The organism is Pedobacter kyonggii (genome assembly GCF_004310665.1).
GTDB lineage: Bacteria > Bacteroidota > Bacteroidia > Sphingobacteriales > Sphingobacteriaceae > Pedobacter > Pedobacter kyonggii.
Window position 1 is genome coordinate 89905 of the sequence record NZ_SIXF01000018.1, and the last position, 23902, is coordinate 113806.

Below are 23902 nucleotides of genomic sequence, written 5' to 3' on the forward strand. Positions count from 1 at the left end.
AAAGGTTTAATTGGTAGTTAAAAAGAAAATGGAAGATATAAATACCTCCCATTTTCTAAACGAAACATTAACCCCTAAAACATGATTACTACAACCTTGTTATAGTTCTTTCATTCCTAAATTGGAATTATCACTTTGAAACTTAAGTTCCTGCCCATATTGTAAATTCCTGATCGGCCATTAGGTGAGCTGTTATAATATTCGAAATATTTCAACCTGTTTAAATTTGATTGGTAGGCGATATTGAAAATATTATCGGCCTGAAGAAAAATATCGAATAAAGTTTTTCCATTTTTAGTTTTTAGTGTTGACCCTATTCCCCCATTGACTAAAGTATAACCTGCGGTAAAGGTTTCGGTATTATCTAAAGCATAAAATCTATCCTGATCAGCAAAAAAAGCAGCATCAATTTTAATATAAGGCTTATCAAAAATACCTATAGGTTTTTGTGCAGTTGCTTTGATCTCCGTTCTTACCTGCAGTGGCGGAATAAAGGGCAGGTATTTAGCTTCCCTACCCTGTTTATTTAATAATTCCTGATTCTGGTTCAACCCTACCACATAAGCCAAACTATTGCTGAAACTTAACCATTTTATAGCTGAAGGATGTAGATTTACCGAAATTTCTGCACCATATAATCTTGCTTTCGACTGCTGATACTGATAAGTTAGGTTTCCAGGAACTATAACCACTGGATTTCCGTTGGCATCGGTTAAGCGCGATTGATAAATGTAGTTCTGAATATTGTTATTAAACAGTTCCATACTTATTTCTGCATCTTTTAAGTAAGCGATAATGCCAATATCTTCCTGAAGGTTAAATTCTGGCTTAAAGGTCCTGTTGCCTAAATACACAATGTGCGCACCGGGATCTAATCCATTAGAACCGATTTCTGTAATGTTCGGCGCACGGTATCCCCTGGCAATATTGGCTTTAATGAGCAGTTTTTCTGAAATGTTATAGGTTAAACCCAAACTTCCTGACAAGCCATAATAGTTTTTCTCAAAAGAAGGGAATTGCAATTTTCCAGTGGCATCAGTCGAGCTCACCTGTTTACCAAAACCTGTTTGTGCATCGGTACCTACATAAAAATCACTCCAGTGTATATTCCTTCTGTCTATCCTGATTCCCCCTGAAACGTCGATTTTACCCATCGATTTCTTTGCGAAATAAAAAGCACCGATATCGAAAAGATCATAATCGGGAATGGGAAAATCGGTAGCAGCCTTGCTCCTGTTTCCCTGGTACATGCCATTTACCCCGATAGTACTTTCGATACCGGCAAAATCGGGCAGGTTGTATTTAAGATCATAATTAAAAGTGTTTAATACTACATAAAGCCCGGCCTGACTTGGCCATGTTGGGTGATTATATTCTCTCCTTACACTTTGCTGTCCGCCAATCAGTAAATTTAAGTCACTCGTTCCAAATTTAAACTGGCTGGTGTTATAAAACCGGTAATGTTGAATGTGCTGATGTAACGGATTAATGGAGTAGGTATTCAGATCATTTTCGGGCACAATAGGTCTGTTTTTAATATCATCTCCGTCATCCAAAACCTGCCTGGTAAATCTTCGTGATAAAGAATCTCTGCTACCATCAGGAATTTCCATCAGATTATCATAATAGGTAATAGCTGTTTTAGAAAATCCCCAGGCTTTATCTACCCTGGCGCTGGCAGATAGATTATATTCTCTAAAAGCTGTTCCGTAAACCAATCCATCAATTTTGTTTTGGTAATTATGTGCTGTTTTCCCTGTCGCCCTGAATGTATATTTCCAATCGTTTTTAATGTAGGCTAGTCCAAGCGAAGAACCGATCATACCATTGTTGCTTTGGTAGTTTGCAGTAAAATCGCCTTTCAACTTACCATCTTCAAAATTCGGTGTATAAGGAATCATATTAATTACCCCAGCTAGTGCATCAGAACCATAGGTTAAGCTGGCCGGACCTTTTACTACTTCGGCCCTGGTAATACTATATTCATCTACCTCGATTCCATGTTCATCGCCCCATTGTTGTCCTTCCTGCCTTAAACCATCATACAAAGTTAACACACGGTTATACCCCAAACCTCTAATAAATGGTTTAGAAACATTTGGCCCTGTGGTAACTGCTGTAATGCCAGGAACGCCCTTTACAATGGCTTCGATCAGGTTAGTATTTACATTTTGGTCCATTGATTTTTTTGAGAGAACTGCAATAGGCACCGGGCTTTTACGCAACTGTGTAGCCCGGTTAACCCCTGTAATTACCACATCTCCTAAATCAGATGCTAAGCTTAACAAATCAGCATTAACGAGTACCGTATCTCCTTTTAGCGTTACCTTAATTCTTTTTGTTTGATAACCTATGCCCGAAAAAATGAGGTCATAATTTCCGGATGGAATACCACCTAATTGATAGGTCCCGGAAACATTTGATTTAGTGGATCCATTAGATCCTAAAATTTTAATGTTGATGTTTTCTACTGGTTCATTTTGGGAGGTGACCAAACCTTTAACCATAACTTTTTGCGCAATGGCATTGAGCGATATAAAAAAACACAAGCAGTATAGTAAGAGGGGTTTCACAAACAAAATGATTTATCTAAATAAAATTTTAGACAAATCTAAATTTTAATTTAAATATATCAAATAAAATATTTAGATAATATTTAAGACGGAGGTAGATAAGCGTTTAGCGTAAGACGAAAAGTATTTTTTAACGGCCATTGGTGGTATGGAATGCTTACAGTTTCGTGCTTTTTTTTGATCTATCGGAAAACTATAGCGTATGTCTTCCACGGATTAGCAGATTTACGCAGAGTGGATCCTTCGATTACGCTACTGTTGACAGATCGCTTAAGAAAGATCGTAATTGAGTAACGAAGCTAACCGAACGATTGAGCTCATGAATGCCTTTAAAAACATATGTAAAAATGATTAATCTTAATGCGCACGCTGGTAGCGATCGTTGCAAGATTGCTTTGTCGGCTGAAAAAGCCTTCTCTCAAGGACGATTCCTCGCAGTCTTCAAATAATCAGAGAATAAAACTATACAGAATGATCATTTGTGACCAAGGACTTGATTATATATACCAGCTATTCATATTTAAGCGCATCAACTGCATTTGCTTTTGCCGCACGGTAAGATCTGAAACTTACGGTAATTAGTGTTATCACCATTGATGTTGCCATAGCCAACATAAAAGGCCAAAGCCCCATTGAAGTACGGTATGCAAAACCTGACAACCACTTATTTGCCAGGATGTAGGCTAACGGCCATGCTATTAGATTAGCGACAAAAACCATCCTGATAAAGGAACTATTGAGCATTTTCACCAATTCTAACGTTGTAGCGCCAAGCACTTTCCTAATGGCCATTTCACGTGTACGCTGTGCCGCAACAAAAGAAACCAGTCCGAAAAGGCCTATAAACGAAATAAACATAATTACACCTGCAAATATCCTGAACAAAAGACCTGTAATACGTTCTGATTCGTAATATTTATCAATATCACTATCTATAAATTTCGCATTGTATACTTCATTAGGAAAACTGCTTTTCCAAAGGTTTTCTATCTCTTTCATTGTCTGAATGATCTGTTTAGGATCCAGCTTTAATCCCATATTATAGTATTGCCTTTTTTCCTGGTAAAAAACCATAGGCGATATTTTTTCTTTAAGCGATTGGTCGTTAAAATCTTTCACCACACCAACTATTGGCCCTGTTCTTCCATTCTGGGAAATTACTTTACCAAGTGCTAACTGAGGATTGGTAATGCCGATTTTTTTCACAAAGGTCTCATTTGCAATATAGGCATTCGCCGTATCACTTTTCGCATAAACTTTCCCTGTTAAAAACTGGAGTCCAAAGAGATCGAAATAATGTTCATCACTTGGGCTTAAACGCACCTCGAAATCTTTATTTTCCCTGCCATCAACATAAAAATTTGTGGTGTTCATCATACCCGAAAGTGGTGGTCTAACAAAGTAACTTTGTTTTTCTACGCCTGGCACATGAAGCAATTTCTCCCTGAACAGTTGTTGACGGCTCATGCTCGCACTATCTCCTGGGAAACCAAGCAGCACAACAGCATCTTTTTTAAAGCCGAGCGGTTTTCCCCTTACATATTGCATTTGCCTGATTACGACAACCGTGGCAACAATAAGTACAATGGTAATGCTAAACTGTATCACAATCAATATCATTCTCAAACTTAGATTCCCGGATTTGATGCTTACTTTATTTTTAATGGCTAAAGCCGGACTAAAGCCCGAAATAATCATTGCTGGATAAAATCCAGCCACAAAGCTGACCACTACAACCAGAAAAAACAAAAAGATAAAAACCGTAGGATCCGTAAATAGAGATAATGACACCTCTCCCTTAAAAAGATGCGATAAAAAAGGTAGCATCAACTCTGAAAAGATACAGGCCAAAAGCACAGAAATAACTGTTATAGTTGTTGTTTCAGCCAAAAACTGAAACACGAGCTGCCACCGCATTGCGCCCATAACCTTACGTACGCCAACCTCTTTTGACCGGTTAACCGACTGCGCAGTTGCAAGATTGATAAAATTGATGCAGGCAGTAAGCATTAAAAAAAGACCGATGATTGCCAAGCCATATACCTCCTTTTTGGTGATATTTGTTTCAGCAAAGTTACCATAACGTTCGCTAAAGTGAATATCAGATAAAGCCTGAAGGTGGCTACGCTGATTACCCGCAAGCTTTTTTTGTTTTAAATATTTATCGTTCATCCTTTCTAGTGACTGCTCAAATACAGCCATAGAAGCTCCTGGTTTTAATAATACAAAACATTCGTTGTAAGTACTAACCGAATCCCAATCCTGATTTTTGTTGCCATAAAACGTAGGATAACTGATCATGATCTCCAACGGAATGCTACTACTGCTTGGCATATCGGCAATTACCCCAACTACCCTTAGCTGGATGGAATTCCAAAAGGTAAAACTTTTACCGATTGCCTGTTGGGCAGAACCAAAGAAAGCTTTAGCTGTTTTCTCCGAAATAACAGTGGTATTGGGTTCTAAAAGCGATTGGGTCGCTTTCCCAAAAAGCCATTTAACCTGTAGAATATCAAATAAATCAGCTTCTGTAAAATATACATCTTTTACAGCTTTAAAATGTTCGGTACCATCACCATTGCGTACAAGCACAACACCACTATTGCGCGAAATTCTTGCAATTTTTTCTATTCCTTCCAACTCTTGTTTAGCTGCAGGAGCAAATGGTATGGGCACACCTGCAGAATAATCATCAAAATTATTGTATTTCCAATCGGTTACAAATCTATATATCCGATCTGCATTTTTAAAGTGGGTATCGTAACTCAATTGAAACCTGATAAATACAAAGATCAAAATGCAACTGGTCATCCCAATAGATAGACCAAGAATATTAATCATGGTATACGATCTGTTTCTAATCAGATTTCTAAAGGCAATTTTCAAGTTTAATCTGAACATAGGCTTAAATTTACGCAAACAGGTCTATTCTTATGCCAAATATAAATATGCGGTTTAAAACGAGGAAAAGGCAAATAAAATACAATTACTGTTCAGAAACGAACAATACTGTACGCAAGCGGACAATAATTTTAACAGCAATATATAAATTCTCAAAATAGCCTAACAATCGATATCTAGCTGATTATAAAGAACCTGCAACTGCTGTTCACAAATCAACGCAAAATGGACAGAAAAATCTTTTGAATATTTTCAATCATATCCTGCAAATACACCGTTATTATGATTATAATTGAATACAAAAGAGTGAATGAAACTATAATACCTGAATGATTGTTGTATCTAAAGGAGTTGTAAACAGTAATAATCCTATAAAAAGAATATATGTTGGTGATTAATAATTTTGAAGAGTATGAATCGCATCTAGGTAAAGAACTAGGTGTTTCGCAATGGCATACCATAGATCAAGAACAGATTAATAAATTTGCCGATGCAACCTTAGATCATCAATGGATACACACCGATCCGGAAAAAGCTAAAAATGAAGGGCCATTTAAGGCAACAATAGCTCATGGGTATTTAACCTTATCCTTAATTCCATATTTATGGAAGCAGATTGCGGATGTACGTAATATTAAAATGGAAATCAATTATGGCATTGAACGTTTTAAATTTGGTCAGGCAGTTTTAGTGGATAGTGAAGTGCAACTGAAAGCAAAATTAAATTGCATTAGCAATTTGAGGGGAATAACTAAAGTTACGATTCAAGCTACGCTTGTAATTAAAGACCAACCCAAACCAGCATATGTGGGTGATGTAGTATTCTTGTATCACTTCATCTGATATCATTCAATTTTGGCTACATAATTACGCTTAGTTTTCATACCGGGATTCTTGATACCGGGTAGCTTGATTTTAGCTAGCGACATCTCTATCGATATAGATGCATTTCGTTTTCTGACTTGGGTTGCTATGCTTGAAGTAATATTTTTTAAGGTATTCAGTGCTGCAAAATACTGACGATCCAGCGTTTTTATGGCGTTTATATCGCGATTTTTCTGTTGGTATTCCAGGTTTATTTTTTCGCAACAATACTGCTGAATCTGATCTAAGCTTGCTAACTTTTCGGTTATTATAGATAGCGCTGATGCAGATAGCTTAAGCCCTTTAATGTCAACAACTTTATCATCCTTAACTAAATAATTTAACCCATTGAACGATATGGTTTTGAGTGGAGAATTGTTAATGATTGCTGTGGGTTTTGGAAGCTGTTTTTTTGAATTAAAACCATCTTCAATCAGCGCTTTGTTGTAACTAAACCGATCGGCTAAAAGTGAATCAATTAACTGGTTGCCATCTATTCTTTCACTATCCTTTATTTGCTCAGCAGTTGTACCCATGGCATGAGAAGCCGTCAAACTCTGAATTGAGTTACAGCTAAAACAAATAAATAAACTAAAACCTAAAAAAGGCAGATTTATATTTTTCATGTCCAACAATTAATCAAATGCAAATTATAGAATTAGCGGTTTATTGCACTTCACAATTGATGGACAATTTGCTTTACATTTTTTTAAGCTTTGCCGTAGAAAAGTATGTTCTTACCAGTAATTATATTATGTTTCTATGTGAGTAAATAAAAGCTATACTGACAAATAACGGGGTGAAAATCCCGTTAAAAAGGACGCTCTCTTTCAGCAATCCTTAATGTTGGTCCTGTTATAGGAGCCAGTTTATCACAAATATGAGAATACAAAGATGGACCAGCCGTGCTGAGCTTCAAACGCTCCAGGAGGGTGATTATATTACATACGAATCATATTCGGGACGGATAAAAAAAATAGAAGTGCATCATTTTAGAAACGAACAACATTTTTATATTAAGCTTTATAATTTAAAACAAACCATACTGATTATCGCATGATCAAGATCTAAAAAACCAGAGATCATTTTAATGATCCACGTAAAATATTCTATTCTCAAACAAACCAAATCTGCATAAGCAGCCGTGCCTTCGCTTTTTTTTCGCACATTTAATTTAGAACTACTAACGGTCTATCGAACTGACGAATGCACAAGATGATCCACTTAATTTTGATATTTTCGATTTGACAATTAACATCCCGTTAACCGCTTAAGCTAAGTAGCTTTTCTGAATACTTTCTTTGAGCAAAGTAAATGCCCAACTAATTAGAGTTGCATTTTTCATATTTACCTTTTTCTATTAATGAAATCTGGCTAATCTGCTCCACCCTTTCTTAACGACTATATAATAATACAAAAATGATTTTTAATGTTTAGCTAAAGTAAACAAATGTTAATCTAAATGTTAACTATTACTAAACATTTGTTTAGCAAAATTACTGACAGTATATTTGACACCGAAGTTCAAAAATTAATTTATCTAATTTAATAGAAAGCAAATGTACCCTGAAATTAAAATGGTAGTATTCGATATGGCTGGCACTACAGTGAACGAAAACAACCTAGTTTACAAAACGCTAATGAATGCAATAAATGCCGCTGGTTTTTCCTATACCCTTAATCAGGTCCTTGCTGTTGCAGCCGGAAAGGAAAAGAAAGGAGCAATCAGATCGGTACTTAAAACTTACGAAGGTTCTTTTGATGAAGCTATGGTATTTGATATATACGAAGAATTTATTGGCAAACTGAAACTGGCATATGAAACTGAGGAAATTTTGCCTCAACCAGGTTCGATTGAACTTTTTGAAAAACTTCGTAAAGAAGGAATAATTTCGGTGCTTAATACTGGTTATGACAGGGTTACTGCAGAGGCTATACTGAGCAAACTGGGCTGGAAGGCTGGTACCGAATTCGATACACTCGTTACTGCTTCGGAAGTTAGCCAAAACAGACCTGAACCTGATATGATTTTATTGGCAATGAGACACCATGGTCTTACCGATAGCAAATCGGTTGTTAAAGTTGGAGATTCAAGTATTGATATTGAAGAAGGCAAAAATGCAGGTTGCGGCCTAAGCATTGGTATTACCACAGGCGCACATACACAAAAACAACTGGAAGAAGCTAAACCTGACGCAGTAATAGACAATTTAATGGAGATCCTGGTTATGGTAACCAAACAGAACTAAATAATTTGACAGTTACTATTCGCATAAACTATTGACTTCTTTAGTGTTTAGTGTTTAGTGTTTAGTGAAAAACAAACGAAAATAGATTAGTTGCAAAAGGCTTCCAGTTTAATACTAGAAGCCTTCTGTAAATTCAAATTATCTATCCAGGCTAGAACGGTTCTTTTTTAAACATTGGAGTGTAACCTACCAATTATTCTTATTCTGTTATTGAAGAAAAAAGCGCCATATTAAGTTCTATTATCAGCTCATTTGGCGATTCTATCGTTTCAAAGGTCATGGTGATGTCGAAAAAACTGATCTGGTAATGACCAACCTCATTGGCAATGCCCAGAATATTCGTCAGAAGGTGGTTTATCTCATAACTTACATCACCACATATATAGCATACGAATATTTAGGAAGTAGCTGACAAACTGGTGCAGCTTTGCCGTGAATGCAAACACGAACAAGCCATTGATGAACTGAACTTTACGCTGACAATGTTATAAAGCCCATGGAAGAATGACCATGAGTGAAATCTGTGTTTATGAAGTTAAAGACGGAAAAATCGTAGCCGACGATTTTTTCTATCGCATGGGTTAAAATATAAAAAGCCCAGACATCCATCTGGGCTTTTATAATCAACTAACCTAAACTTATAAATACTAACCAAATATTTATACCGCAAAACTAATGACCGATTATTAATTCAGTGTTAAATGTTTATCACTTGTTATCTGAAATTGGTTACACTACATTAGCTCATTAAATCGTAAAATGCCGCTTATCGGGCAAAAAATAATTAGAATCAAATTTGCCTTGCCTGTTCTATGAAGGAAAATGTTTTATTACCTTTAAATAAATGAGCAATTTCTAACCATAAAAAGTATAAAATTGATGACAATGCCCAATCAGCAAGACCTTTCAAAAAAACATCAACTCATTTCCGACCTATTTAAATGGCCTACAAAAGCTTCTGAGTGGGAACAGTACAAGCTCAGCAACGAGCAACTTGATTTTTTTAAAACGTATGGATACGTAAGTGATGTGAAATTACTGGAGGAATGGCAGGTTGAGCGGTTGAACAAAGAATTAGCAGAAATTGTAGATCCTGCACACCCGTTAAACGGGCTGTTTCATGAGTTTCACAGTAATGAATCTGCAGATCCCAATTCAGTATTATTTCATGCTTTAGGTGCCTGGCGCATTACCGAAAGCTTCCATGATGTAATATGGAATCCGGCTTTCGTGATGGCGGCCAGTCAAATTTTAGGCAATAAAGGTGTACGTTTCTGGCACGATCAGTTGTTCTGTAAACCAGCAAAACATGGAGGGGTTGTAGCCTGGCACCAGGATTATTCTTATTGGACACGCACCGGCCCCATGCAACATTTAACCTGCTGGGTTGGATTAGATGATGCAACTACAGAAAACGGTTGTTTATACTATGTACCTAAAAGCCATAACTGGGGCTTGTTAGATAAACCAGATTTAGCTGGGGATATGGAAGGTTTAATGCAGTATTTAACTGAAGCGCAAAAGGCAGAATTTAATCCTGTTCCTATCGAACTTAAAAAGGGATATGCTACGTTTCACCATCCTTTGATGGTTCATGGCTCGTTCCAAAATAAATCACCACGTTCAAGAAGCGCTTTCGTTTTAAATGTATTTACTGATGGTACCGAATCGAATACCGACGAGGCCTTACTTAAAGGAGTAGCGCCTATCATGGCAGGGCATAAAATGGAAGGGCAGTTTTTTCCACTGATATTTTCTCCGGATAGCCTAATGTCATTAAGTTGATCAGATGATGGTTTAAATATGGAGGTAACTGTGACTTAAATCTAAACAATCTGTGCAAAGAAAAAAAATTAATTACCTCTTGTTGATCACTTTACAATAAAACTATCAATTCGTTTCCCCTGCACACTTTATATCACTTCAACGAAGCCGTACATTTGTAAAAAAAACAATGAACGATATTACAGATTACCCGGTGTTGGCATATGTTGTTAAGCTCATTAAAAACACCATAACCGACATCAAAACAGAATATATTGCTCCAGCTAGCGTAGAGCTTAAGGACGGCAATGACACGATATACCTCCAACAGCGATCGGATGAAAATGGTAACCCCTCAACAATTTTCATTAACGACCCTAAGGATATCATCTTCAGTGAAGACCTGCTTCCCTCTTTGAAGAACCTACAGACAGGAACTGAAGGAAAAATTGCACAAGAGCTGTTGAATGCCAGGGTGATCATCAACGAATTGGATGTAGAAACACACCTGATCTTCCATGCAGTAAAGGATCATTTTGACGAGATTAGCAATAGCTATGAATTTTCTAAGGCAATTGAAAAACAGGCAGACAAAATAAAAAGCAAATTTAAGTTCGGAAGTCATGCCTTTGAGCTTACTGTGACCAATCATACGCAGCTGATCTCTGTTACAGCAGGTTTCCCTCCTTCATTTGACGGGTCCATCAAAAAAACTATCGAAAATGACGCAGCTAAGGTTCAACTGGCCGTCCAAAAAATATTTAGATAAAGTAACTATAGTAGCATATTAAAAATTGAAACTAAAAAGAAATGCCCTAGCTTGTGCAAGGGCATTTCTCCACAAATAATGCTGTTTTATTTTGCATTCTTCTTTGCCGGCTATTTAACAGTTATCTTCAGTTTCTGGGAAATATTATTTGATGAATTTCCAAGCTGCAGGATAAAGTCTCCAGGTTCAACGTTCCAATCCTTTTTACTTTCATCATAGAAGGCGAGATCTGCCACTTTTACATCCATTTCTACAACTTTCGTTTCCCCAGGTTGCAGGAATACTTTTTCAAAGGCTTTGAGCTCTTTTAGAGGGCGCGGAACACTGCAAACAGGATCGTTCACATACAACTGAGCAACCTCAGCGCCATAGCGTGCTCCTGTGTTCTTAACAGTGAATCTGACTCTGATGATATCGTTTTTACTATAAGCCGATTTATCTGCAGAAAGAACGCCTAAATTAAAACTGGTGTAAGAAAGGCCGTATCCGAAGGCGTATTGAGGCACTATTTTTTTTGTATCAAACCAACGGTAACCGACCAAAATATCTTCCTTGTAATATTGGTTAATACTGTCTCCGGGATAGGAAATTTTACCATAAAAGTGTGCACCGTTATCTTCCAGCTTTTTTGGAAAAGAGAATGGCAGCTTACCAGAAGGGTTTACCTCGCCCGAAATAACATCAGCCAATGCAGATCCAGCCTCTGAACCAAGATACCATCCCTGAATAATAGCTGGCACCTTATCTACCCAAGGCATTGACACGGCATTGCCGCTAAGCAGCACTACAGCTGTGTTTTTATTTACTTTCAATAAAGCATCAATCAGTTTATCCTGACCGAAAGGAAGGCTTAGCGATTTACGGTCGCCACCTTCGCAATCCTGAAAGTGATTTTTATTCAGTCCTCCGATAAAGAATACAACGTCGGCATGTTTAGCAACTTCGATCGCCGCATCCATCAAAGAATCAGCATTTAGCTTGGATGGTTCTTCACGTCCGTACATTGATGGCCCTGAAGCATATCCAAGACTGTATACCACATGATCTTTCCCATATTTAGCAATCAATCCATCCAATGGCGATTTTTCATAAGCCACCTTCAGTGATGATGATCCACCGCCGATTACCAGACTGCGATCGGCATTTTCACCGATAACAGCAATCTTTTTGAATTTACCGTTTGTAACAGGAAAAAACTGTTTATCATTCTTTAAAAGCACAATTCCTTCCTGAGCAATTTTACGTGCAGCTTCACTGTGTTCGGGAGACACAAAACGGCCAAACGGGCGGTTGGCGCTCATGGTTGTACGGAAAATCAAACGTAATATTCGGCGGGCTTTATCGTTAAGCAAAGCGATATCATATTTCCCTTCTTTAATGCCTTTAAGGAATGGATTGGCCAGATAGTATTCTGAGTAAGGAAACTTTCCCTTTGTTGTTAAACCATCGGTGTAAGTACCCATTTCCAGATCCAGCCCGTTGTTAACCGCCTGATCGGTACTATGTACACCTCCCCAGTCGCTAATCACCACGCCATCAAATTCCCAGTCTTTTTTTAATATTTTATTCAGAAGCAGGTCATTGTGGCAACAATGTTCACCTCTAAATTGATTGTAAGCCCCCATAATCGACCATGCTTTTCCTTCTTGCACTGCGGCCTTAAAAGCAGGTAAATAAATTTCATATAATGCACGGTCGCTTAGATCAACATTGATGTGCCCACGCCATTCTTCCTGGTTATTCAGTGCAAAATGTTTTACGCATGCCGCTACGCCAATGGATTGAACGCCTTGAATATAAGGCACTACCATACGCGAACTGAGATAAGGATCTTCACCCAGATATTCGAAATTACGCCCGTTTAATGGTGTACGGTAAATGTTTACGCCAGGGCCTAATAACACCGTTTTATTGCGGTAACGCGCTTCTTCTCCGATTGACTTGCCATAAAGCAGCGATAATTTAGGATTAAAAGAAGCTGACAGACAGGTAAGTGCCGGAAAGGCTGTACAAGAATCGTTTGTCCAGTTGGCCCCGCCCCATTCATCCCACAAAACTTCCTCACGGATGCCATGAGGCCCGTCATCGGTCCAAACCTCAGGGATTCCTAACCGGGGCACACCTTTCGAACTAAACTTAGACTGGGCATAACAAAGTGACACTTTTTCTTCGGTGGTCATTGCTGAAAGTGCATTTTCAACCCGCTCTTCTATGGGTTTATTTATATCAAGGTAAACTGGCAGCTTTTGTTGCGCACTAACCATTAACCAGGCTCCTGCTGCTACTACAGTTAAAAATATCGATTTCATTTATTATATTCTTTTGAGTTCTGTTTCTATTGTTTATTAATCAACCTTATTAGAGTTTTACCACCATTTTAGCACCATTGTATTGCACAACTTTAGCCGGCGCTGTTGAATTACCGATGGCAACTACACGAAAAATCCGCTTGCTTAACATCCCTTCGTAAGTCCCCTCGCGATCGCCGATTGTTAGCGTGCCGTTAGCATGATTATATTCAAAATTGATCGTTGAAAATGCACCCTTTTCGTAATTATAGTTGTTTCCCTCGTCTTCGTATAAACTGAACTTGCCATCTTTACCTTTGTAAACCCTGATCTCAATATCATCAGCTTTCTTTTCTGATGTATATTGCATCACATCACCCACAGGCAAAATAGTACCTGCAGGAACAAAAAGAGGAATACGCTCAAGCGGTGCTTCTATATTCAACTTTTGGCCGCCTTCAATCTGCTTGCCTGTATAGAAATCATACCATCTGTTTCCTGATGGGAAATAAACTTCGCGGCTACGTGCTTTGTAACTATAAACAGGACAAACCATTAAGCCTGAGCCCAAAAGGAACTGATCACTCACGCCGTAAGTTTGTTTATCGGCAGTATAATCCATTGCGAGCGATCTCATTAGTGTATAATCTTTATGATACGCCATTCCTGCCAACGAATAGATGTAAGGCATTAAGCGGTAGCGTAGTTCATCGTAATAAACCAGACTTTTGTAAACCGGATGGCCTTCTGGAGCAATGTTATAGATTTCGCGGTAAGGAAACTGGCCATGACTACGGAACAGCGGACAAAATGCCCCAAACTGGAACCAACGCAAATTTAATTCACGCCATTCTTTCAGGTCTGCATTCTCATTGCCTGTCTCGTCAAAAATAAGCTGGCCATCTCCATAACGTTTCTCCACACAGAAGCCACCAATATCCATTGTCCAGAACGGAATGCCCGACATCGCAAAATTAAGCCCAGCAGGAATCTGTGCTTTTAAGTCTTCCCATCTTGATGCGATATCGCCACTCCATGTAGCGGTAGAATACCTTTGTAAACCCGCAAAACCAGATCGCGTTAATAGAAATACCCGCTTGTTATTATCCGTTTCACGCTGCCCGTTATAAATAGCGTTGGCGTTCATCAGTGCATATGCATTAAAATATTTTGTAGAAGAACCCAGAGCAGTAGGCCCACACAGTTTCTTGCGGTATTCCATATCGGTACAATCACGAATATTGGGCTCAGAAGCATCCATCCACCAGGCATCGAATCCCTTTACGTAAAGGTTTTCTTTCATCTGTTTCCAAAAAAGTTTTTGCGCATCGGGGCTATATGCATCGTAGAAAGATCCTACATAACCCGGACCGATCCAATCGCGTACACTATCCTGCACCGCCTGCATATACATCCATCCTTTTTGCTTAAATTGTTTAAAATGATCTGTTGTAGCATAGAATTTTGGCCATACCGATATCATGATATTTGCATTTTCTTTATGCACGGAGTCTACCATTCCTTTAGCATCAGGAAACCGTTTCAGGTCAAACTGGTGGCTTCCCCAAGCATTTTCTGGCCAATAATTCCAATCAAGCACAATGTTATCAAGCGGAATCTTACGCTTCCGGTATTCACTTACCACATTTAATAGTTCATCCTGGGTTTTGTAACGCTCACGGCTCTGCCAAAAACCCATTGCCCATTTGGGCATAATGCTTGCCTTGCCGGTCAGTGTGCGGTAACCACTGATTACATCGTCCATGTTTTTACCGGCCACGAAATAATAATCCATCTTATCGCCCATTTCTGACCAAAAGGATATATTGCCATTTTTTTCTATCGGGGATGATGAAAGTGCTTTAAGACCAACATACGAAACGCCTCCATCGGGTTTCCACTCCAGTTTTATTTTGGTGCGTTTTCCCTTTGTTAGCGAGAAAGGAAACCTATAAGTATTCGGATTCCATGAAGTTCTCCAACGCTCTGGTACTACCAATTTTCCATCAAGCCATACTTTGGTATAACCTGCATAATAGAGGCTAAACTTGTAAATATCAGTTTGGTTGGCAAGGATTTCTCCTTCCCAGACTACAGAACCGTTGTTAAAATTAAAATCTGCAGGAAATTTCTTCACAGTTGTGAGGTTTTCGTAGTCGATTGCCGACTCCTGGCGGATAATAGGCGCGTTATTTTTTTGATTATATGTAGCGGTAAGAAAACCTTTTTTGCCTTGTTTATTAAAGAGGGTAAACTGGTTCAGGTCTTTATAATCTCGGGGATCGCCGTATTTGCTCTGCGAATAGTTATCCCACAATACACCATAGTTGTTTGTAGACATGATGAATGGCACAGCCACTTTCGTATTGTACTGGAAGAGGTCTTCGCTTTTATGTTTATAGTTAAAATCGTCAGACTGATGCTGCCCGAGCCCATAGATGGCCTCGCCTGGAGTACCCGAGAAGACCTGTTGCATGGTATATCCTTTATCGTTTTCGACATTAATAGGGCTAAAGCTTCTTTTTGCTTCCTGCAGCACTACTTTCCCAAATTTATCGGTAAATGAAACCTTACCTGTAACAAGGGAAACCTTTACGGTAAGTTCCTGGGTAGAAAGTTGGGCAAATTCTGCATTTTCTGTTACTTTGAAAGGCACAGTCGGAGTCAATCCGGCTATTACGCAAAGGCTTGTAACCTGAGGAATAGTGCTTTCGGGTGAAGCCTGCACCCTAACAATACGGCTGTTGATCACATTTATTTCAATAGTTTTGGCAGCTCCTCCCTTTGGGTGGACCTTCATCCCATTCTCCAGCGTCTCAACAGCTTCAGCGGCAAGCAATCTCCCAGCAACAAATAAAAATATAACAAAGAAAGAGAATCGTTTCATAACGGAACAAAGAATTAATTGGTTAGAATATGGTGGTATGTTTTTATGATGCAAAACTACAGTGCCATATCATGACCACAGAGCAGTAATGTTAAATTAGTAAGCAGAAATGTTAACTACGAAACTTTTCGAGGGGTGTTTTTTAAACAGAAAGATTGCCTGGCAAATAACTAAACCAGCATAACCTATCTGATTAACAACAGATTAATGGGATTATATTAAAAAATTTAATTTTAGCAGATCAGAAGCAATCTACATTCACCATCTTTTTCATTGGGTGCCCGGTGCACGCATGGTAAAACCTGTTTATCAGGATAATCTACTGCCAACCTCCATAAATGACCCAATCCCAAATTAATGGGCCTTGCACCAACTTTGGCCTGGTAATGCAGGTCAAAATAATGCTCCATCAAAAAATTTTCAAATTCAGATTCCGGGCCGTTATGTAACTCTTTGAGCTTTTGCCGGATCTCAGGGACCAGGATTTTTTGTTCAGCCTGATGATTAGCTAAGATTTCACTGGCCGCACCATAATAAGTACATAAAAAAGTATCCGTACCGATGGGCGAACGGTCTACATGGAATGAATATACATCTGTTGAAATGAAACCGAGTTCCTCATCCCGCTGATAACTTTTGATTAAATTGAGCGAAGGTGATGCTCCGGAATCTGCCAACAACTGAAAATCACTTGAGATAACTTCCCTTGCCATATTACCTTGTTCCGATAGCTTAAGCGCGTGGAGATCTTCCATAAAAACTTCCGTGAGATCAGCTTTCAGTTCAAGTTTGGATACAATTTCCTTAAAGTCGCCAACCAGGTTTCGCTGCCAGCAAACTGCGTTTATATCTCCCTTAAAATTCATATTTAAAAGATGAGAAAAAGTGGAAACCACCGCAACTTGTTTGCTGTTAGAAAATCTATTATCCATTGATTAATTAAGCTATTTAGCCGTTATTGCCTGCAAAAGTAAGGAATAGCTGAGCGGATAATTGAAAAACCGAACGCTTTCCCATCTACTGAGTACCAACAAAAAAGGATTGCTCGAAATCGAACAATCCTCTGAATCTTTGACAAACATGTCTTTATGTACCCCGGAAGGGACTCGAACCCCTGACCCTCGGTTTAGAAAACCGACGCTCTATCCAGCTGAGCTACCGAGGCTCATTTTTTAATGAGCTGCAAATATAGAAGTTCTATTTAATATGTAAAAATATATTTTAAACTATTTAGAGGCTGCTTTTCACATTCCAAATAAGTAATTAAGAACGAAGCAATTAAAATTAAATTCAGGCGGAATAAATTTGACTTTAACCCATAAAAAACGTTGTTTTTCACCCTATTCTGTACCAAAAGCACAGAGCGATTATCCAAAAAACATGATCGAATCTGAATTACGCGTCTTCTCCGTTCCAAATATCATCATCGGCATGCCGAATTTTGTCGTGACTGGCAGTTGCACTCTTTAATTCTTCATGGTGATAATTTCTTTCAGGATTTTCGGGCAATCCACTATCGTGATTTAGCGGCACCTTCCGTAAATGCTCAGGCTTCTTAACCTCAGGTAAATCATCATGTACAACAGAAGGCGTTAAGATCTTCTTCTTGGGGTTATTGCTGTTTTCCATAATTTTAAGAGACTCAAATTTCAAGCCACAAGCAAAGGTGAGTTAAAATTTCGGGAATTGGTGTGTATTTGTGGATAATAAGGATCGGCGATAAGGGTTTGGCGGTTGGCAAAAGGCAGGTGCAAGCCCAGCTATTATAAAAAATGCGCACAAATAAAACAGTGTTTATCTGTGCGCATATGTGGTAAATTAACGCTAAAAGATCCTTCGACTACGCTCTCAACAGGAGTCCTTTGGACAGGATGACAAAGCGAATTTATTCTCTAGGAAACTTGTTTAGTAATTCCCTGTAACGCCTATTTCTAAGCCTCTTAATTCGGCCAAACCTCTTAATCTGCCTATAGCCGAATAACCTGGGTTGGTTTCTTTAGCCAAATCATCCAACATTTGGTGGCCATGATCTGGGCGGAAAGGAATTGATTTATCACGTAATGCATTTTCTTCTGATAAGGCTTTCATGATTTCGTACATGTTCACATCACCACCTAAATGATCTGCTTCGTAAAAACTCCCGTCCTCATCTTTTTTAACGTTACGCAAATGCGCAAAATAAACACGTTCTTTAACTGCATTGAAGATTTCTAAAGCATTATTCCCCATTCCGGCACCTAAAGAGCCTGTACAGAAACAAACACCGTTAAAAGCCTGATCTACTTCTTTAATAATATAATTAAAATCTTCGAGCGTACTCGCAATTCTTGGCAAACCTAAAATAGCATAAGGAGGATCGTCAGGATGGATGGTCATTTTAATGCCTTCTTCTGTACAAACCTCAGCAATAGATGACAAGAAAAATTTCAAATTTTCTTTTAAGCCTTGTGTTCCAATGGCTTTATATTCATTAATGCTATTGCGCAAAGTCTCCAGCTCGATTTCTTTTTCGGTTGGGATACCCATTAATACATTTAAGCGAAGATCAACTAAATCTTGTGGTGTTAAAGTAGCATATTTAACTGCAGCCCTATCTAAAATAGATTGCGAATAATCTGCTTCTGCTCCCTCTCTCTTTAAAATATAAAGATCAAAAATGGCCAGATCGATCCAGTTAAAATAAAGGGCCTTCGATCCATCGGTCATTTCCAGATCCAATTGTGTACGTGTCCAATCTAAAACCGGCATAAAGTTGTAGCACACAGTCTTAATTCCGCAGGCCGATAGGTTACGCAAAGAGGTTTTATAATTTTCGATATACTGCCCTGCATCTGCCCTACGCGTTTTAATCGCTTCGTGCACAGGAACACTTTCTACTACCGACCAGGTTAAACCTGCTGCCTCGATAATGGCTTTTCTTTCCTGAATATCATTTAATGGCCAAACTTCACCATGTGGAATATGATGCAGTGCGGTTACAACGCCTGTAGCACCTGCTTGTTTAACATCTTGTAGGCTAACTGGATCGTTCGGACCATACCAACGCCAGGTTTGTTCTAATTTTTTATACTTCATTGTATTTGATTGCACAGATTAAGATTACACTGATTATGTGGATATATTGATATCTAAACGCCAGAAAATGCTGTAAATCCCCCATCCACTGTAACATTCTGTCCATTTACAAATTTAGAGGCATCACTTAGCAAATATACTAAAGCGCCAATCAATTCTTCTGGCGCTCCAAACCGTTTAAATGGTGTTTTAGAGATGATGGCCTGCCCTCTTGCCGTTAAAGAACCATCTTCATTGGTTAATAATGCCCTGTTCTGGTTAGTAATAAAAAAGCCGGGTACAATGGCATTTATCCTGATTTTATCCTGATAACGATTGGCTAATTCAACAGCCATCCATTTGGTATAACAATCTATAGATGTTTTGGCCAATGAGTAACCCAATACGCGTGTAATGGCCTGGTTAGCAGAAACTGATGAAATATTTACAATACTACCCCCATTTTTCGCGATTTCTTTACCGAAAATCTGTGTAGGCAAAATAGTTCCAAATAAATTGAGGTCAAATGCTTGTTTTAGGGCTGAAATATTAAGATCAAAAATATCACTTCCGGGCTGAATAACAGCTTCCGCCACATTTCCACCTGCTGCATTAATCAGCGCATCTATGCGGCCAAATTCTTTGATAATGATTTCATTCGCATTAAGCAGATTCTGCTCATCCAATACATCAGCAATAATATAAATAGCTTTTCCTCCTGCGTTTGTTACATCAGCAACCCTTTGCTTTGCAGCGTCTTCATTTCTTCCTATAACAACGATTACAGCACCAGCTGCGCATAATCCATTTACAAAAGCCTCGCCCAAAACGCCTGTAGCACCTGTAACGACTACAACCTTGTTTTTCAGCGAAAACAGGCTTTCTACTTCTTTTACCATTTGTTTAGTTCTTTTTTAAGTTTATTTAACAGCGCCATCGAAAGCATTATTTTAGGAGCAAAACTAGTTTCTGTAAGCTGTTCATATTTTATTTGTATTTGACCTGCATCTGGTCATAAAAATCTTTCAGCACGAAGAAGGCTTTCTTTTTCTTACCTGTTTCGCTGATCAAGCCTTTACGGTTCCAGAAATTCTGATAAATAGGGTGTTGTCTTCTTGGTGATCTGAAATCGGTTAAAATCCATGGTGTCATGCCCCGTAAAGCGCCAATTTTGCTTAACATAGTGATCTGATTTTTGTACAATGCCTCTTGGTATTCTTCGCTCCAACGTGTATTTTCATCGGCGTGGAAACCGCCCAAAGCATCGCCACCAAACTCAGTAACTACCACAGGTTTTTTATATTTAATATCGAAATTGTATTTGGTAATTTCGGATGGATTACCTCCCCAGTACCAGCCAGCATATTCATTAAAACTTACCAGATCGATTTTTTCGCCCAGGGGATCGTTTAAAATGATATTATTTCCTTCACGGTGTACTTCTAAAGCAGCAGCCACTAAACGGGTATCATCCAAAGAGCGGGCAGTTTCTGCCAAATTGCTCATAAAACTCAAACGGGCATCGCTTAACGGCGTTTCGTTACCAATAGACCAGACGATTACACTTGCCCTGTTTTTATCGCGTACGATTAAATCAGTCAATTGTTTTTTTGCGTTGGCATAGGTTGCCGGATTTGTCCAGCTGATGGTCCAGTAAACAGGAACTTCAGCCCAAACCAATAGCCCCATTTCATCGGCAAGGCGAATCATTTCTTCGTTATGCGGATAATGTGCAAGGCGAACGTAGTTACAGTTCATATCTTTTGCCCATTGCAACATCATGCGCATGTCGCCTTCTGAACGTAAACGACCAGCTATAAGCGGGTTTTCGTCATGTAGTGAGATTCCTCTTAAAAAAACAGATTTACCGTTTAACAGAATGCTATCGCCATCAACCTGAATGGTTCTGAAACCAATTTTATCGTTGATATTTTCTTTATCGGTTTTAATATTTACTGCATATAATTTTGGCGTTTCCGGCGACCATAAACTTAAATTGTTCCAGATAAACTCATCTACAATTTTACCTTCGCTATCTGTTTTGTATTTCTTTTCGAGCTTCAGCTCTGGAATAGAAAGCGTAATTTCCTGTCCAGCGGTTGCATCAGCAAGTTTTACCGAAAAATTCAATAAGTTATTGCTTCCTTTAACGAGCTGAAGTTTATAATCACTGATAAAATGTTCAGGAAATTCAGCCAAGTAAACATCCCGTGTAATGCCCCCATAGTTCCACCAATCGGTATTTACAGTTGGAATTTCATCCTGTTTGCGGATATTATCAACTTTAAGCACAATGGAATTTTCGCCAACTTTTAAGTTATTGGTTACATCGAACTGGAAAGGCGTAAAACCACCTTTGTGTACACCCAGTTTTTTACCGTTGAGGTAAACATGGGCTTCGTAATTTACTGCACCGAAATACACGAAGTATTTTTTCCCCTTTTCTGGTTTTGCATCAAACTTTTTGCGCAGCCACACATTGCCTTCGTAAAGTTCTAATTTTTCTGATTGCGAGTTCCAATCGCCAGGAACATTCATTTGAGGTGAATGATCGAAATCATACTCAATCAGCTCTGACTTATCTTTCTGAATTTTATCATCGTAATAACCTCCGGTTCCGGTTTTCGACTGATCGAATGGATCGTGACGATAATCGTAATAACCGTTTTCGTAAGGATCAACAATATAATTCCATTTACCATTAAGGCTCTGGATTTTCCGGCCCTGAATGTTTTGTATAGCGGTAACCTGACCGTAACTGATTGATGAAAGGAGCGATAAGCAGATTAAAAATACGCTATAGGTTGTTTTTAGCATAACTTAAGTTTTAATATTAATTAATTGATCGTTTCAAAACTAACAATTAATTAACAGACGGTGTTTCCACTGCCCTCCTAAATTTGAGCAAAATTTAGTTTTTCATTAATAACGAGCAATTTGCTCCAAAAGCATAAGTTAAATTTTTGACAGGATTGGCTGACAGCAAGTAATGATTTCATCATGTTTATTTGGGTAGTTTGTGCTAGTGATCACGAATTTAGAAAAGCTTAAAAAATTAAACGTTTTAAAATAGGCCAAAACGTAACAAATTCCACTGAAACAACATTTCAAACGTTTGAAATAATTGCGTTTTTTTCTTAACTATGCATGGAGATTGGAAAAGATAATGAATAATACCCCTGTTACACTAAAATTCTTGGCTGAGAAGTTAAAGATGTCAGTATCAACAGTATCAAAAGCCCTTAATAACTACCCAACCATAAATGAGTACACGAAACAACGTGTTCAGGAAATGGCCCGCGATCTGCATTTTACGCCCAATAAATCAGCTATTAATTTAAAGGAAAAGAAATCGCACATTATTGGTATTATCTTACCCAATCTTTTAGATCATTTTTTTACCAGAAGTATTTATGGTGTAGAGCAATTTGCCACACAAAACGGATATAATGTAATCATCAGCCAATCTCACGATGACCTGAAAAAAGAAATCCAATCTGCAAATATGTTGTTGCGGAGCCGGGTTGATGGTTTGATTGTGGCCATTTCAAAACACACACAGGATTTTGCGCATTTAGACCAGTTCGAAAACATGGGCATTCCGGTAGTATATTATACCCGAAACCCGAGTTTTAACTTAAGTTGCCATAAAGTTTTGGGCAATACTTTTCAGGGCTGTTATCAGGCTACAAAGTTTTTAATAGACAGGGGGCACAAAAAAATTGCTTATTTGGGCGGTCCAAAAATGATTAATTTTACGCACGAACGCTTTAATGGCTACATCAATGCTTTAAATGATAATCAGGTTCCTTTTTCATCAGAATTGGTTGCTTATACCGATTTCGACAAAGAAAATACAATCTCAGCAATTAAGAATTTATTTGCCAACCCAGAAAATATGCCTACTGCGCTCGTGGCTTTTAAAGAACCTATTATGTTCGATGCGATGAAATACCTGAAATCGATAAACCACCCTGACTTTGACAAAATTGAATACGTAGGATTCGGGAACACCTCTTTTATCAGTTATCTCGATTCACCACCTATTGCCTCAATTGAAGAAAACCCAGAATCAGTAGGCGAAAATGCAATTAAACTATTGATACAATTGATCAACAAAGAAATTGATATTCATAATTACCAGAAAGTAATGGTGGATTGTAAGTTGATAGTACATGGGTAAGCGTTTGGCGGGAGGTGTTTGGCGTTTTGTGCGCAACGTTGTATTCACTCGATCGTCATGCTGTCCCGAATGTTCGCATTAGCGTCAAGTTAATGATATTGACAAAGGTTGAAAAGTCTGTGATTATTATTTAAAAGGGAAAAAGCAACTTGTAGTTCTAAACACATTTGACAATGTCTACAAGCCGCTTTTTCAACTCTAAAATAAAGAAAAGATTTGATATTTTTTTTAATGGATCAACCATTGATACTATAGCTCGAAGCAGTGGTTTTCTTCAGCGCAGTGCAAAGAAGATTTCTCCGATGGATTTTGTTATGGGCTTTGTGTTAAGCTGTTCTCAAATACAAAACACATTCAGTCAATGGGCTTT

At 38.3% G+C, this 23902-nt stretch carries 16 protein-coding genes, 1 tRNA gene and 1 pseudogene; 7 read left to right on the forward strand and 11 right to left on the reverse strand.

All coding sequences use genetic code 11. The features are described from left to right. Window positions 1-116 precede the first annotated feature (116 nt). Both EYS08_RS17210 and EYS08_RS17215 read right to left on the reverse strand, forming a co-directional pair. A complete protein-coding gene (locus tag EYS08_RS17210; protein WP_131031188.1) occupies window positions 117-2507 on the reverse strand; it encodes a TonB-dependent receptor in 2391 nt (796 codons plus the stop codon). Between the two features lie 576 nt (window positions 2508-3083). Further along, window positions 3084-5474 (reverse strand): ABC transporter permease, encoded by a 2391-nt coding sequence (locus EYS08_RS17215; RefSeq protein WP_131031189.1) that lies wholly within the window; start codon window positions 5472-5474, stop codon window positions 3084-3086. A gap of 384 nt (window positions 5475-5858) precedes the next feature. On the opposite strand from EYS08_RS17215, the gene EYS08_RS17220 reads away from it, so the two are divergent. Further along, complete coding sequence (locus EYS08_RS17220; RefSeq protein WP_029274701.1) at window positions 5859-6317, forward strand: MaoC family dehydratase; 459 nt, start codon at window positions 5859-5861, stop codon at window positions 6315-6317. A 2-nt stretch (window positions 6318-6319) separates the two neighbouring features. Here EYS08_RS17220 and EYS08_RS17225 read toward each other — a convergent pair whose 3' ends face one another. Next, window positions 6320-6964 (reverse strand): hypothetical protein, encoded by a 645-nt coding sequence (locus EYS08_RS17225; RefSeq protein WP_131031190.1) that lies wholly within the window; start codon window positions 6962-6964, stop codon window positions 6320-6322. 933 nt (window positions 6965-7897) lie between these two features. Between EYS08_RS17225 and EYS08_RS17230 the strand changes: the two genes are divergently transcribed. The 4 genes and pseudogenes from EYS08_RS17230 to EYS08_RS17240 all read left to right on the forward strand — a co-directional run bounded on the left by EYS08_RS17230 (window position 7898) and on the right by EYS08_RS17240 (window position 11120). Beyond that, window positions 7898-8587: a phosphonatase-like hydrolase gene (locus EYS08_RS17230; protein WP_208745887.1), complete on the forward strand. Its 690-nt coding sequence runs from the start codon at window positions 7898-7900 to the stop codon at window positions 8585-8587. A gap of 501 nt (window positions 8588-9088) precedes the next feature. Continuing rightward, a pseudogene (locus EYS08_RS26675) lies at window positions 9089-9172 on the forward strand (SnoaL-like domain-containing protein); the annotation flags it as partial. A 300-nt stretch (window positions 9173-9472) separates the two neighbouring features. Next, window positions 9473-10372, forward strand: a complete 900-nt coding sequence (locus EYS08_RS17235; RefSeq protein WP_131031191.1) for a phytanoyl-CoA dioxygenase family protein — start codon at window positions 9473-9475, stop codon at window positions 10370-10372. Between the two features lie 169 nt (window positions 10373-10541). Further along, the gene (locus tag EYS08_RS17240) at window positions 10542-11120 is read left to right on the forward strand and encodes a hypothetical protein (protein ID WP_131031192.1); all 579 of its coding nucleotides are present in this window, start codon (window positions 10542-10544) and stop codon (window positions 11118-11120) included. A 110-nt stretch (window positions 11121-11230) separates the two neighbouring features. On the opposite strand, the gene EYS08_RS17245 is transcribed toward EYS08_RS17240, so the two are convergent. The 8 genes from EYS08_RS17245 to EYS08_RS17280 all read right to left on the reverse strand — a co-directional run bounded on the left by EYS08_RS17245 (window position 11231) and on the right by EYS08_RS17280 (window position 22166). Beyond that, window positions 11231-13429: a beta-glucosidase family protein gene (locus EYS08_RS17245; RefSeq protein ID WP_131031193.1), complete on the reverse strand. Its 2199-nt coding sequence runs from the start codon at window positions 13427-13429 to the stop codon at window positions 11231-11233. Between the two features lie 49 nt (window positions 13430-13478). After that, a complete protein-coding gene (locus EYS08_RS17250; RefSeq protein ID WP_131031194.1) occupies window positions 13479-16295 on the reverse strand; it encodes a TIM-barrel domain-containing protein in 2817 nt (938 codons plus the stop codon). 233 nt (window positions 16296-16528) lie between these two features. Beyond that, window positions 16529-17227, reverse strand: a complete 699-nt coding sequence (locus EYS08_RS17255; RefSeq protein WP_131031195.1) for a DUF1826 domain-containing protein — start codon at window positions 17225-17227, stop codon at window positions 16529-16531. Between the two features lie 159 nt (window positions 17228-17386). Continuing rightward, a tRNA-Arg gene (locus EYS08_RS17260) sits at window positions 17387-17460 on the reverse strand. A gap of 230 nt (window positions 17461-17690) precedes the next feature. Beyond that, window positions 17691-17924, reverse strand: coding sequence for a hypothetical protein (locus tag EYS08_RS17265; protein ID WP_131031196.1), 234 nt, complete (start codon window positions 17922-17924; stop codon window positions 17691-17693). A gap of 276 nt (window positions 17925-18200) precedes the next feature. After that, window positions 18201-19370, reverse strand: coding sequence for a mannonate dehydratase (gene uxuA, locus EYS08_RS17270; RefSeq protein ID WP_131031197.1), 1170 nt, complete (start codon window positions 19368-19370; stop codon window positions 18201-18203). Window positions 19371-19423: 53 nt separating this feature from the next. After that, window positions 19424-20248: an SDR family oxidoreductase gene (locus EYS08_RS17275; RefSeq protein ID WP_131031198.1), complete on the reverse strand. Its 825-nt coding sequence runs from the start codon at window positions 20246-20248 to the stop codon at window positions 19424-19426. Between the two features lie 88 nt (window positions 20249-20336). Beyond that, a complete protein-coding gene (locus EYS08_RS17280; protein WP_131031199.1) occupies window positions 20337-22166 on the reverse strand; it encodes a glycoside hydrolase family 2 protein in 1830 nt (609 codons plus the stop codon). Window positions 22167-22515: 349 nt separating this feature from the next. On the opposite strand from EYS08_RS17280, the gene EYS08_RS17285 reads away from it, so the two are divergent. Together EYS08_RS17285 and EYS08_RS26090 are read left to right on the forward strand one after the other, a co-directional pair. After that, window positions 22516-23532 carry a LacI family DNA-binding transcriptional regulator gene (locus tag EYS08_RS17285; RefSeq protein WP_131031200.1) on the forward strand — a complete coding sequence of 339 codons (1017 nt, stop codon included), beginning with the start codon at window positions 22516-22518 and terminating at the stop codon, window positions 23530-23532. Window positions 23533-23705: 173 nt separating this feature from the next. Then, window positions 23706-23902 (forward strand): hypothetical protein (locus EYS08_RS26090; protein WP_208745889.1); only part of this gene is annotated, 197 nt, incomplete at its 3' end.